Origin of the sequence: Rossellomorea marisflavi (assembly GCF_001274775.1) — a bacterium.
Taxonomy (GTDB): Bacteria; Bacillota; Bacilli; order Bacillales; family Bacillaceae_B; genus Rossellomorea; species Rossellomorea marisflavi.
The window spans coordinates 285,863-298,984 of sequence record NZ_LGUE01000008.1 but is presented as its reverse complement, the minus strand read 5'-3'; the positions used below and the strand labels follow the sequence as shown (position 1 = coordinate 298,984).

General features: G+C 51.5%; 9 protein-coding genes. 8 read left to right on the top strand and 1 reads right to left on the bottom strand.

The features are described from left to right. Positions 1 to 6: 6 nt before the first annotated feature. Entirely contained in the window at positions 7 to 1,212 is a 1,206-nt protein-coding gene (gene cls, locus AF331_RS19545) for a cardiolipin synthase (protein ID WP_053429674.1), read from the bottom strand. A gap of 269 nt (positions 1,213 to 1,481) precedes the next feature. Here cls and AF331_RS19540 point away from each other — a divergent pair, with 269 nt between their 5' ends. The 8 genes from AF331_RS19540 (at position 1,482) to rpoE (ending at position 12,982) form a co-directional block, all read left to right on the top strand. Beyond that, positions 1,482 to 3,596, top strand: a complete 2,115-nt coding sequence (locus AF331_RS19540) for a (Fe-S)-binding protein (protein ID WP_053429673.1) — start codon at positions 1,482 to 1,484, stop codon at positions 3,594 to 3,596. 165 nt (positions 3,597 to 3,761) lie between these two features. After that, entirely contained in the window at positions 3,762 to 4,943 is a 1,182-nt protein-coding gene (locus tag AF331_RS19535; RefSeq protein WP_053429923.1) for an acetyl-CoA C-acetyltransferase, read from the top strand. A gap of 26 nt (positions 4,944 to 4,969) precedes the next feature. Further along, on the top strand, positions 4,970 to 5,818 hold the full coding sequence (locus AF331_RS19530) for a 3-hydroxybutyryl-CoA dehydrogenase (protein ID WP_053429672.1): 849 nt from the start codon (positions 4,970 to 4,972) through the stop codon (positions 5,816 to 5,818). 35 nt (positions 5,819 to 5,853) lie between these two features. Then, positions 5,854 to 6,990: an acyl-CoA dehydrogenase gene (locus tag AF331_RS19525; protein ID WP_053429671.1), complete on the top strand. Its 1,137-nt coding sequence runs from the start codon at positions 5,854 to 5,856 to the stop codon at positions 6,988 to 6,990. A 24-nt stretch (positions 6,991 to 7,014) separates the two neighbouring features. Continuing rightward, entirely contained in the window at positions 7,015 to 8,154 is a 1,140-nt protein-coding gene (locus AF331_RS19520; RefSeq protein WP_053429670.1) for an acyl-CoA dehydrogenase, read from the top strand. Positions 8,155 to 8,207: 53 nt separating this feature from the next. Next, the gene (locus tag AF331_RS19515) at positions 8,208 to 8,861 is read left to right on the top strand and encodes a TetR/AcrR family transcriptional regulator (protein ID WP_053429669.1); all 654 of its coding nucleotides are present in this window, start codon (positions 8,208 to 8,210) and stop codon (positions 8,859 to 8,861) included. Further along, complete coding sequence (gene icmF / locus AF331_RS19510; RefSeq protein WP_053429668.1) at positions 8,858 to 12,115, top strand: fused isobutyryl-CoA mutase/GTPase IcmF; 3,258 nt, start codon at positions 8,858 to 8,860, stop codon at positions 12,113 to 12,115. The genes AF331_RS19515 and icmF overlap by 4 nt, the downstream gene beginning before the upstream one ends. A gap of 309 nt (positions 12,116 to 12,424) precedes the next feature. Beyond that, on the top strand, positions 12,425 to 12,982 hold the full coding sequence (rpoE, locus tag AF331_RS19505; RefSeq protein ID WP_053429667.1) for a DNA-directed RNA polymerase subunit delta: 558 nt from the start codon (positions 12,425 to 12,427) through the stop codon (positions 12,980 to 12,982). Positions 12,983 to 13,122: the final 140 nt, after the last annotated feature.

Here is a 13,122-nt window from a genome sequence, read left to right as displayed (position 1 = left end):
TCCCTCCTAGAGTAAGATTGATATGGCTCCGCCGATCTTTTCCTTGATCTTGGTCATGACGGATACGTTCGATAAGTCTTCAGAAGAGAGAAGGTCTGATTCCATCATATCCTTCGCGATCTCTTTTTTCAGCGTCCCGATAAAGGCCTTGTCGTAGATCAGATTGTTCAGTTCCAAATTGATGAAAAAGCTCCGCTGATCAAAGTTGGCTGTCCCGATATCGCAGAAGTGATCATCGATGACAAGGAGCTTCGCATGATAAAAGCCATTCAAGAACTGATAGACCTTTGCGCCTTTCGGAAGAAGCTTCCTGAAATAAGGGAAGGCCGTCTCTTTGACAATCATATGGTCGGCATTGTCCGGGACGATGATGGAGACATCAACGCCACGATCCAGGGCGCGACAAAGGGCATCCATCAAGATAGGGGTGGGAATGAAGTAAGGCGTCCCGATGATGATCTCTTCCTTGGCTTCATCGAGGAATTCCCGGAAGAAATCTTCGATGTTGACTCCTTCTGTAGGAAAGATCCGATGCTTGATCAGACCCTTCTCCGGTTCAGGGAAGTATTTCGGATCATCCTCGATCTGCTTTCGGGAACCACGGTACCAGTCAATGGTGAACTCCGTCTGCAGATCATGCACGCCCTCACCTTCGATCCTCAAATGATAATCCCTCCAAGGAGAAAGCTCCGGCTTGTCGTTTTCATCGATATACTCTTTCCCGACGTTGTAGCCACCCATGTAGGCAATGACCCCGTCGATGACGGTGATCTTCCGGTGGTTCCGCTGTTGGGAGGAGAAGAAGAGGTAGGGAAGCCTGACTTTCTGTGTGAAGGCAACCTCCACACCTGCGTCTTCCAATTCCCGGACCTTCGCTTTGGATACGCTGAAGCTGCCGAGTTGGTCCATGAGGAGCCGGACTTCAAGGCCCTCCCTTGCCTTTTCCATGAGCAGGTCCATGAAACGGAAACCGAAATGATCATCCTGGACGATGTAGAAAAGCACATGGATCGACGAGGTAGCCATCTTCATCTCTTTGAACATCGTGTCAAAAAGATCCGGCCCCCTCGAAAAGAGCTGAATATCGCTCTCGCGCACGGGATAATCACGCTTCATGCGCGTCCGGATGAAATGTTGTCTTCCCAGTTTAAAATCGACTGCCACCCAGGCAGCCGCAATGATCAGTATTCCAATGATTATGATCCACCACATCTACATCACTCTCTCATTCGAGTTCTTATTAGTATGTCCGTACGATGTCTTTCCTTTGCATCCTTTCTTCTTTTCCCTTTCGCAGGACGGTAGAAACCTGGAGGGGATGAATCCAGCAGCAATAGAAATGAAAAGGTTTTCAAAAATAAAGAAAAACCATTGACTGAATGCTCATTCATTATATAATGGAGGTAAGGATTATTCAGAATATTTATTTGGTTTGAAAAGTTCGCGCGGAACTGGACCAAAGAAGGGGGAGGGTTTGTTCCATGAACGGATTATTGATCGTGAACTGGATTGCATTCGTCCTGGTGACTGTCTACGCAATCAGTTTGTTCGTCTATGTGGTGAAAACAAGGATAGAATTCATCAAGCTCGGTAAGAAAGTAGAGTTCGATCAACGCTTCAAAGAGCGTTTTCAGAAGATCTTGGTAAATGTATTCGGTCAGAAAAAGCTTCTAAAGGATAAAAAGAGCGGGATCATCCACGTGATGTTCTTTTATGGCTTCATCCTCGTGCAATTCGGGGCCATTGATTTCATCGTGAAGGGCCTTGCACCAGGCAGTCACCTGCCGCTTGGTCCATTGTATCCCGGCTTTACCTTCTTCCAGGAGATCGTCACGCTGATGATCCTGGTCGCCGTCGTGTGGGCCTTCCATCGCCGGTATGTGGAGAAGCTTGTGCGATTGAAGCGAGGATTCAAGTCCGGTCTCGTGCTCCTGTTCATCGGGGGACTCATGCTTTCAGTCCTTGTCGGGAACGGGATGAGCCTGATCTGGCATGCTGAAGAGCTTTCATGGACAGAGCCCATTGCGTCTATAATTGGGGGAGCGCTTGGTGGAATCGGTGAAACGGCCTCTGTCGCAATCTTCTACGTCGCCTGGTGGATACATCTCTTATTCCTTCTTGCATTCCTTGTGTATGTGCCTCAGTCCAAGCATGCTCACTTGATTGCTGGACCGGCGAATGTATACTTTAACCGTCTCGATCCTCCAGGCAAGCTGAAAGCCATCGATTTTGAAGATGAAACGGTCGAAAGCTATGGTGTAGGGAAGATCGAAGAGTTCACCCAAACGCAAATGATTGATTTCTATGCGTGCGTGGAGTGTGGACGATGTACGAATATGTGTCCGGCGACCGGTACAGGGAAGATGCTTTCTCCGATGGATCTCATCGTGAAGCTGCGTGACAACCTGACGAACCACGGGGCTGCCGTCACTCAGAAAAAACCGTGGGTCCCGACATTTGCCTTCAATCATACGAAGGGGAATCAGCTGGCCATGGCAGGGGCGACTGCTGCCGCAGAAGAAGCGGCTTCAGCAGCTGCCTACAGCCCGAGCCTCATCGGCGATGTCATCACGGAAGAAGAGATCTGGGCATGTACGACCTGTCGTAACTGTGAAGACCAATGTCCGGTCATGAATGAGCACGTCGATAAGATCATCGACCTCCGCCGCTACCTTGTACTGACGGAAGGAAAGATGGATGCCGACGCCCAGCGTGCGATGCAGAACATCGAGCGTCAGGGGAATCCGTGGGGTCTTAACCGGAAGGAACGGGAGAACTGGCGTGAAGCCCGCGAAGATGTTCACATCCCGACGGTCAAGGAACTGAAGAAGGCCGGCGAAGAGTTCGAATTCCTCTTCTGGGTCGGAAGCATGGGTTCATTCGATAACCGCAGTCAGAAGATCGCCCTTTCCTTCGCCAAGCTGATGAATGAAGCGGGTGTGAAATTCGCTATCCTCGGTAACAAGGAGAAGAACTCCGGTGACACGCCTCGCCGACTCGGGAATGAATTCCTGTTCCAGGAGCTGGCAGGTCAGAATATCGCAGAGTTCGAGAAGAATGACGTGAAGAAGATCGTCACCATCGATCCTCATGCATACAACATTTTCAAGAATGAATACACGGACTTCGGACTCGAAGCGGAAGTCTATCACCATACAGAACTCCTGTATGAACTGGTGAGGGATGGCAGGTTGAAGCCGACTTATGAGGTAAGGGAAACGATCACCTTCCATGATTCCTGTTACCTTGGCCGTTACAATGAAGTCTACGATCCGCCACGAGAGATCCTCAAGGCCATTTCCGGTGTGAAACTGGTTGAAATGGACCGGAACCGTGAAAAAGGCATGTGCTGCGGGGCAGGTGGCGGCCTCATGTGGATGGAGGAAGACGCAGGGCACCGCGTGAACGTATCGCGTACAGAGCAGGCGCTTGCTGTCGCACCTTCTGTCATCTCTTCCGGTTGTCCGTATTGCCTCACCATGCTATCTGATGGGACGAAGGCAAAGGAAGTGGAAGAAACGGTATCGACCTTGGACGTAGCAGAACTGCTTGAGAAAGCCGTTTGTGGCAGTGGCACGGATCAAGCCGCCTCTTAATCTAGTAAAAAAGAGTTGAAAAGGAATTAATTTCAAGTACAATGAAGGTAGAGGGACGTTTTAAGTCCCTCTTCATTTGATCAGTTGGTGAGCGAGCGTTCAGTCGTTGGCTTTTTATTTCAACAATATTGTAAGCGTATACAAAAAAGAGAGGGAGCGATGGAGATGGGCAGAACAGTCATAGTGGAAGGGGCAAGGACCCCGTTCGGTAAATTCGGAGGCGGATTGAGCAGTTTTACGGCTCCGGAACTCGGTGGATTGGCGGTCAAGGAAGCATTGGAGCGCTCCGGCGTCAGCCCGGCAGACGTCGAAGAAGTGATCCTCGGCAGCGTCCTCCAGGGAGGGCAGGGGCAGATCCCTTCCCGACAGGCGGCGAGACATGCCGGACTGCCTTGGGAGGTCAGGACCGAGACGATCAATAAAGTGTGCGCATCCGGAATGAGGAGCGTGACATTCGGTGATCAGATCATCCGTGCCGGAGACGGGGACGTCATCGTCGCAGGCGGGATGGAGTCCATGTCCAACGCTCCCTATCTTCTTCCGAAAGCACGCTGGGGCTATAAGATGGGGGACTCGAGCGTGAAGGATCTCATGGTCCATGACGGTCTGACCTGCAGCTTCAATGGGGTCCACATGGGCACCTACGGCAATTCAACCGCAAAGGAATTCGATCTTTCAAGGGAAGAACAGGACGAGTGGGCGCTGCGCAGTCATCAGAGAGCCGTGGAAGCTTCCGGTCTCTTGTCGGAAGAAATTGTACCGGTTTCTGTTCCGCAGAGAAGGGGAGAGCCAGTGATGATCTCTCAGGACGAGGCCCCGAGAAAGAGTACGTCCCTCGAAGCGCTGTCGAAGCTGTCACCGGTGTTCGATCACGATGGGACCATCACGGCAGGGAATGCGCCGGGAGTCAACGACGGAGCATGTGCCATGGTCCTGATGAGCGAAGAGCGGGCCGGGAAAGAAGGGAAGGAACCCCTTGCCACGATCATCGGCTCCCATGCCGTAGCCGTGGAGGCAAAGGATTTCCCTCAAACTCCGGGACTCGTCATCAACGGACTGCTAGAGAAAACGGGGAAGACATTGGAAGAAATCGATCTGTTTGAAATCAATGAAGCATTTGCGGCAGTGGCATTGACCAGCGCAAAGATTGCCGGTCTTGATAAAGAAAAAGTGAACGTCAACGGGGGGGCGGTAGCCCTTGGTCACCCGATCGGAGCCAGCGGAGCAAGGATCATCCTGACCCTGGCATATGAACTCAGAAGACGTGGAGGAGGCATCGGGATCGCTTCCATCTGCAGCGGAGGCGGCCAGGGAGATGCCGTCATGATTGAGGTACCGAAGAAGTGAGGAAATCCACAAAGGGGGAAATGAGTGTGTCGATACAAAAGGTAATGGTAATCGGAGCGGGCCAGATGGGATCAGGAATCGCCCAGGTATGTGCCCAGGCAGGATATGACGTGACATTGAATGATTTGAAAGGGGAATTCGTCGAGAGGGGCCTATCATCCATTGAGAAGAATCTCGCTCGTGCCGTAGAAAAGGGCAGGATGTCTGCGGATGAGAAAGATCAGGCGACTGGAAGATTGAGTTCATCGACTGACCTTCACGATGCCAAAGGCGTGGACCTTGTGATCGAAGCGGCGGTTGAGAACATGGACATCAAGAAGACGATCTTCGCCCAGCTCGATGAAATCGCTCCGGAGCATACGATCCTTGCGACGAATACATCCTCCCTTCCCATCACCGAGATTGCAGCGGCGACCAATCGCCCTCAACAGGTGATCGGGATGCACTTCATGAATCCCGTGCCGGTCATGAAGCTCGTTGAAATCATCAGGGGTCTGGCCACGACGGATGAAGTGTATGCAGCCATCGAAGACATGACGAACAAGCTCCATAAGACACCCGTCGAAGTGGAGGATTTCCCGGGGTTCGTGGCAAACCGGATCCTCATGCCGATGATCAATGAGGCGGTCTACACCTTGTATGAAGGGGTCGCAAGCAAGGAAGACATCGATAGTGTGATGAAGCTTGGGATGAATCACCCGATGGGCCCGCTAACGCTGGCGGACTTCATCGGACTCGATACATGCCTGTACATCATGGAAACACTCCATGAAGGATTCGGCGATGACAAGTACCGCCCATGTCCGCTCCTCAGGAAATATGTCAAGGCAGGCTGGCTTGGACGCAAGACAGGCAGAGGCTTCTACGAATATTGAGTCCCAAGAGGCCACACAACAGGGAGGAATGAAGCATGGAACTTCGTTTCACAGAAGAGCAGAAGATGATGAGGAAGATGGTACGGGACTTTGCTGACTCTGAGATCAGTCCATTCATCGAGAGGATGGAAGATGGGGAATTCCCCAGGGAGATCCTGAACAAGATGGCAGAGCTCGGATTGATGGGAATCACGATCCCTGAAGAGTATGGAGGCGCAGGAATGGATTTCACTTCCTACATCATTGCCATCCATGAGCTGTCGAGGGTGAGCGCCACCATCGGGGTCATCCTGTCGGTCCATACGTCGGTCGGCACGAATCCGATCCTTTATTTCGGTACGGAAGAACAGAAACAAACCTATATACCCAAGCTTGCCAGCGGGGAATACCTTGGGGCATTCTGCCTGACGGAACCGAGTGCGGGATCCGATGCAAAGAGCTTGAAAACAAAGGCGGAAGACCGGGGTGACCACTATGTGTTGAACGGCTCCAAGGTCTTCATCACGAATGGTGGGGAAGCGGACACCTACATCGTGTTCGCTGTGACGGATCCCGATATGGGTAGTCGCGGCGTCTCGGCCTTCATCGTCGAGAAAGGGACGGAAGGCCTCGTGATCGGGAAAGACGAACATAAGATGGGGCTCCATGGATCACGGACGGTCCAGCTGACGTTTGAAGACATGAAGGTACCTGCCGGAAATCTTCTCGGTAAGCGCGGGGACGGATTCAGGATCGCCATGAACAATCTGGATGTCGGCCGCATCGGAATCGCGGCCCAGGCTCTCGGGATTGCTGAAGCTGCATTCGAATTTTCAACGGCTTATGCTAAAGAGCGCGCGCAGTTCGGGAAGCCGATTGCCGCCCAACAGGGCATAGGCTTTAAGCTTGCCGATATGGCAACGTCCGTGGAAGCATCGAAGCTTCTTGTATACCGGGCTGCAGATCTCCGTTCGCGGGGAGTCTCCTGTGGCAAGGAAGCGAGCATGGCCAAATTATTCGCCTCAAAAGCCGCCGTCGATGTTTCGACGGAAGCGATCCAGGTTTACGGAGGGTACGGCTATACAAAGGAATATCCCGTGGAGAGGCTCTTCCGGGATGCCAAAGTGACGGAAATCTACGAAGGTACGAGCGAGATCCAGCGGATGGTGATCGGGAAGCACCTGCTTGTTTAACAATCATGAGATGGGGGAACGAAGATGAATTTCAAATTATCCGAAGAGCATGAAATGATCCGGAAGATGGTCCGCGATTTTGCCAGGAACGAAGTGGCTCCGACGGCTGCTGAGAGAGATGAGGAAGAGCGCTTCGATATGGAGCTTTTCCATAAGATGGCCGAACTCGGACTGACGGGAATTCCCTGGCCGGAGGAGTACGGCGGTATCGGAAGTGACTTCCTCGCCTATTGCATCGCGGTAGAAGAGCTCTCCAGGGTGTGCGCATCGATCGGGGTGACGCTGTCTGCCCATACGTCCCTTGCCGGGTGGCCGGTCTATAAATTCGGTACGGAAGAACAAAAGCAGAAATATCTCCGTCCGATGGCACAAGGGGAGAAAATCGGGGCTTATGGTCTCACGGAGCCGGCATCGGGTTCTGATGCGGGCGGCATGAAGACGACTGCCCGCCTTGAAGGGGATCACTACGTGCTGAACGGCTCGAAGATCTTCATCACGAACGGCGGCATCGCCGACACCTACGTCGTATTCGCCCTGACCGATCCATCACAGCGTCAGCGCGGGACGAGTGCCTTCATCGTTGAAAAGGATTTCCCAGGTTTCTCAGTAGGGAAAAAAGAGAAAAAACTCGGGATCCGTTCTTCACCGACGACGGAAATCATCTTTGAAGACTGCAAAGTACCGAAGGAAAACCTTCTCGGGAAAGAAGGGGAGGGCTTCAAGATCGCCATGATGACCCTTGATGGAGGCAGGAACGGCATCGCGGCCCAGGCAGTGGGGATTGCCCAGGGTGCCCTCGATGCGTCTGTTGATTACGCCAAGGAACGGGAGCAGTTCGGGAAGCCGATTGCTGCGAATCAAGGGATCTCCTTCAAGATCGCCGATATGGCGACCAGCATCGAAGCCTCCAGACTCCTGACTTATCAAGCAGCATGGCTCGAGTCGGAAGGTCTTCCGTATGGTAAAGAATCAGCCATGTCGAAATTGATGGCAGGGGATACGGCCATGAAGGTGACCACAGAAGCTGTCCAGATCTTCGGGGGATACGGCTATACGAAAGACTACCCGGTGGAACGGTTCATGAGGGATGCGAAAATCACGCAAATCTATGAGGGGACGCAGGAAATCCAACGCCTCGTCATCTCACGGATGGTTACGAAATAAAGAGAAACAAAGGGGATAAGGGGTCATAACGCTCGGAAAGGCGGTCGATTGTAGTGAAAGACAAAAGAGAAGTGCATGCGTCGGTCAAGGATGAACGTTTGGTAGAGAAGAGGCGGGATCAAATGATCAAAGGGGCTGTCTCACTATTTAAACAAAAGGGGTTTCATCGCACCACGACAAGAGAGATTGCAAAGGCCGCCGGATTCAGTATCGGAACGCTCTATGAATATATACGAACAAAGGAAGATGTGCTCTATCTTGTCTGCGACAGGATCTATGAACAAGTAAGATTGGAGCTGGAAGAATTGGATGTGGGAGAAGGGACGATGGAAAGCCTGAAGCTAGGCATCGTCCATTACTTCCAGGTGATGGACCGGATGCAGGATGAGGTGCTCGTCATGTATCAGGAAGCGAAGTCGCTGTCGAAAGACGCCCTGCCGTACGTTTTGAAAAAAGAGATGGAAATGGTCGGCATGGTAGAAGGCCTCATCCAAAGCTGTGTGGACAGGGGACGACTGGATCTGGATTCAGAGCGGATCCATCTCCTTGCACAGAATGTCTTCGTCCAGGGGCAGATGTGGGGATTCCGCCGCTGGGCGCTCCAAAAGCGCTTTTCACTCGAAGACTATATGAATCTTCAAATCGATCTGCTGTTCGCAGGAGTCATAGGATATGAGACACATGGAAGAACAGGGGGAGTCATATGAGCACGGTAGAGATCTATAAACCAAAGCACCATGTCCGTTTCGTCACGGCATCGAGCCTGTTTGACGGACATGATGCGTCGATCAACATAATGCGGAGGATCATCCAGGCAAGCGGGGCGGAAGTCATCCATCTTGGGCACAACCGGTCGGTGGAAGAAGTCGTCAATGCAGCCATACAGGAAGATGTTCAGGGTATCGCCATCTCCTCTTACCAGGGTGGACACGTCGAATATTTCAAATACATGTATGATCTTCTAAACGAGAGGGGTGCCGGCCATATCCGCATCTACGGCGGAGGTGGCGGTGTCATCATCCCGAAAGAGATCAAGGAGCTTCATGAATACGGCATCGCCCGGATCTTCTCACCGGAAGACGGAAGGACACAGGGCCTTCAAGGGATGATCAACCGGATGATCGAGGAATGCGACTACCCGACGATCAAAGGGACGGAAAGCAAGGAAGTGGAAAATCTCGCAGGTGGGAGCGTCAATGCGATCTCCAGGTTGATTTCACTCGCTGAGTACCAGGTAGGTGCCAAGGAGGAAGTGGCAGCCGCTGCTCAATCGGTCTTCACGGAAATCAAAGGTCTCGCAAGCAAAGTACCGGTCCTTGGAATCACGGGAACGGGGGGAGCGGGAAAAAGTTCCCTTACGGATGAACTGATCCGCCGCTTCCTGAACGAACTGCCAGACAAGAAGATTGCGGTCTTGTCCATCGACCCGACGAAACAGAAGACAGGCGGGGCACTCCTTGGTGACAGGATCCGGATGAACGCCATCTTCAACCCGAGAGTGTACATGAGAAGTCTTGCCACGCGCGGATCCAGGACCGAGCTTTCCCTCGCCATCCAGGACGCCATCAATGTCGTGAAAGCGGCAGGTTATGATCTTGTCGTGGTGGAAACGAGTGGTATCGGTCAGGGGGATGCGGAAATCGCAGAGATCTGTGATCTGTCCATGTATGTGATGACAAGCGAGTTCGGTGCACCATCACAGTTGGAAAAGATCGATATGATCGATTACGCTGATCTCATCGTCATCAATAAGTTTGAGCGCAAAGGATCAGAAGATGCGCGGAGACAGGTGCAAAAGCAGTATCAGCGAAGCCATCTTTTATTCGATCAGGATCTTGATGAAATGCCGGTATACGGCACGATCGCAAGTCAGTTCAATGATCCCGGCACAAACGCACTGTTTGCCGCCGTCGTCGATACCGTAAACGGCAAGATGAACCTCGGTTGGGAAACAGGATTTTCGAAGAATGTGGACGTAGAAAAGCAAAACGTCATCATCCCGAACGACCGCCGTTACTATTTGAGGGAAATTGCAGAAACGGTCCGGAATTATCACCGAAAAGCAGAAGAACAGTCCGATCTTGCCCGCCGTCTCTTCCAGCTCGAAGGGGCCATCGAAGCCGTCGGGGAACAAGGGGATGTCACGGCCTCCCTCACCACGTTGAAAGACGAAGTGGAAAAGAAACTGACGGAGCAATCGAAGGAGATCCTGGGAGGATGGGAGAACTTCAAGGAAACTTACAGCAAGGACTCATTCGTCACGAAGGTCCGCGACCGTGAAATCGTGACAGAGCTTAAAACCAAAAGCTTATCCGGCTTGAGCATCCCTAAGGTCGCCCTTCCGAGATATAAGGATTACGGGCAGATCCTCGAATGGGTATATAAAGAAAATGTGCCGGGCTCGTTCCCGTACACGGCGGGTGTATTCCCGTTCAAGCGAAAAGGGGAAGATCCAAAGCGACAATTTGCAGGGGAAGGGACACCTGAACGGACGAACCGCCGTTTTCACTACCTGTCCAAAGATGATGATGCCAAGCGCCTCAGTACGGCATTCGATTCTGTGACCCTTTATGGGGAAGATCCTGATCACCGTCCCGATATCTACGGGAAAGTAGGAGAGAGCGGCGTCAGCATTTGTACCCTCGAAGATATGAAGAAGCTGTATGCAGGATTCGATCTTTGCGCACCGTCCACGTCGGTCTCCATGACGATCAACGGGCCGGCTCCGATCATCCTCGCCATGTATATGAATACGGCCATCGATCAGCAGATCAAGATCAAGGAAGAAGAGCTTGGGCGCATCCTCAGCGTCGAAGAGTATGCAAAAGTCCGGGAAGAAACCCTTAGCGTTGTGCGCGGGACTGTCCAGGCGGATATCCTGAAGGAAGACCAGGGGCAGAATACGTGTATCTTCTCCACGGAATTCGCCCTCAGGATGATGGGGGATATCCAGCAGTACTTCATCGATCATAAGGTGAGGAACTATTATTCTGTCTCCATCTCCGGTTATCATATTGCCGAAGCGGGAGCGAATCCGATTTCCCAGCTTGCCTTCACCCTCGCGAATGGATTCACGTATGTGGAGTACTATCTCAGCAGGGGAATGGACATCAACGCATTTGCACCGAATCTTTCCTTCTTCTTCTCCAATGGACTCGATCCTGAGTATACGGTCATCGGCCGTGTGGCAAGGCGCATCTGGTCAACGGTCATGAGGGATAAATACGGAGCGAACGAGCGGAGTCAGAAGCTGAAGTATCACATTCAGACGTCGGGAAGGTCCCTTCACGCACAGGAGATCGACTTCAATGACATCCGCACCACCCTGCAGGCGCTCATGGCCCTCCAGGATAACTGTAACTCCCTTCATACCAATGCCTATGATGAAGCCATCACGACGCCTACGGAGGAATCGGTCCGCCGGGCCATGGCAATCCAGATGATCATCACCAAGGAGCACGGCCTCTCGAAGAATGAGAATCCGCTTCAGGGAGCCTTCATCGTGGAGGAGCTGACGGATCTGGTCGAGGAAATGGTCCTTGCGGAGTTCGACCGCATCAATGATCGCGGAGGCGTCCTCGGAGCCATGGAAACCCAGTATCAGCGCGGCAAGATCCAGGAAGAGTCCATGTTCTATGAAATGAAGAAGCATTCCGGAGAGCTTCCGATTGTCGGAGTGAATACGTATCTCAATCCGAACCCTCCTTCTGAAGAGGATGTGGACGGGATGGAACTAGCCCGGGCAACCAAGGAAGAGAAAGAAATCCAGATTCGCAATCTCAAAGCGTTCCAGCAGGGCCACGGAGACAAGACGGAAGAAGCACTCAAGCGCTTGAAGCAGTCTGCTGTCGAAGGCGGGAATATTTTCGAAGAGCTGATGGAGACGGTCAGAGTGGCGAGTCTCGGTCAGATCACAAGGGCCCTTTATGAAGTCGGAGGGCAATATAGACGCAATATGTAAAACGTATGCATCCGAACGGCTGCGCCCCTTTCAATCGGGCGCAGAGTTCGGTTTTTTTATCCTTTGGGGAATGAGTGCTTGCCATCTTTCTTTAGAAACTATAAGATGAGCGTATTCCCTGAATGGGTCTATGAAGCGGACAGTCCGGACCCTTAGAAGAAAATGTTCGGTAAAATCTAGATAATTCTAGCATAAAGACTTGTAATTTGTTTATAATGGTGAATATGGTCTAAACCTGATAATGGACAATTTTTGCCCTTTTTTATTCTACCTAGTAGATTGTTTAAATAGAGAAAGGAAGTGCGTACATTGAGTTTAAAGCAATTATCCAAAGAAGAATTGCGTCAAACAGCATTTATCGAGCTTGCCCACGCCATCTTGAAAGAAAAAAAGCAGGCCCTTGGTTTCCAGGAAATCCTTGATGAAATCACTAGTCTGACAGGTGCCTCAAAAGAAGAAGTCAAATCAAGACTTGCCCAGTTCTATACGGACCTCAACATCGACGGTCAGTTCCTGGCCCTTGGTGATAACCGCTGGGGACTTCGTGAATGGTATCCAGTCGATCAAATCGAGGAAGAAACCGTTCCGACGATGAAATCATCTGCGAAAAAGAAAAAAGCGAAGAAAACCGATGAAGACGATCTTGATCTGGACGAATTCGATGATCTTGAAGATGAAGACCTTGATTTCGACGACCTTGATGATACGGAAGAGGACGATCTTACAGACGATGAGGATCTGGATGAAGAAGATGCTGACGACGTGGAAGATCTGGACGAAGAAGAAGATCTCGATATCGATGAGTTCGATGAAGAGGATGAAGATGAAGAAGATCCCGAAGAAGACGAGGAAGAAGAGAGCAAATAATCTCTCCATTCCATGTCCTGAATTCTATGCTTGACTTCTTCCTTTGAGGAAGGTAGTATTTTATTTGGGCTCCTCAAAAGAGGACTGATCGAGTATATCAACGCTCCCCTTACGATTTGTAAGCGGGGCGTTTTTTATTT